The sequence below is a fragment of the Oxalobacter paraformigenes genome (assembly GCF_000158475.2).
GTDB classification, from domain to species: domain Bacteria; phylum Pseudomonadota; class Gammaproteobacteria; order Burkholderiales; family Burkholderiaceae_D; genus Oxalobacter; species Oxalobacter paraformigenes.
This window is the reverse complement of record NZ_KI392031.1, coordinates 1144544-1145220: the sequence shown is the minus strand read 5'-3', so window position 1 is coordinate 1145220 and position 677 is coordinate 1144544. Positions and strand designations below refer to the sequence as shown.

Below are 677 nucleotides of genomic sequence, written 5' to 3'. Positions count from 1 at the left end.
CTTCTCTTTTCTCCTGATCGGTTCTTCCCTGTCGCTGGCTGATAATGTGAAGGAAGGCAACCGCTTGTATGCCGCCGGAAAATACAAGGAAGCCATGACTTGTTTCATGAAACCGGATGCGGTCACCAATCCGGCTACCATGAACCGGATCGGTTACATGTATAAAAAAGGTCGGGGTGTCGAGAAAAATCTGGCAGAAGCGGTCAAATGGTACCGGAAAGCGGCCGAAGCCGGGTTTGCTGCGGCCCAGTTCAATCTGGGACTCACATATGAAGAGGGGTACGGTGTTCCCAAAAATATTTCTGAAGCCGTCAAATGGTTCCGGAAAGCGGCTGAACAGAACGATCCGGATGGGGAAATGAAAATGGGCTACTTGACTGCGACAGGCACTGGCATAAAAAAAGACTACAAGGAAGCCATGAAATGGTTCAGACGAGCGGCCGAACATGGTGACAATCAGGCGTATGTCAATATCGGCATCCTGTATGGCAGAGGTGACGGCGTCAGAAAAGACCCGAACCGGGCCGTGCAGTACTATATTCTGGGGGCTCAAAAAGGAGAATCCGAGGCGCAAGGTTTACTGGGAATGGCTTATGCGCTTGGTAAAGGCATCACACAGGACAATGAAAAAGCCCTCTTCTGGTACAAAAAAGCGGCCGAAAACGGCAACATTGATG

At 50.4% G+C, this 677-nt stretch carries 1 protein-coding gene; it reads left to right on the top strand.

The features are described 5' to 3' along the window. Positions 1 to 677: tetratricopeptide repeat protein (locus tag OFAG_RS09385; RefSeq protein WP_020995192.1), on the top strand; the 677-nt coding region annotated here is incomplete at both ends.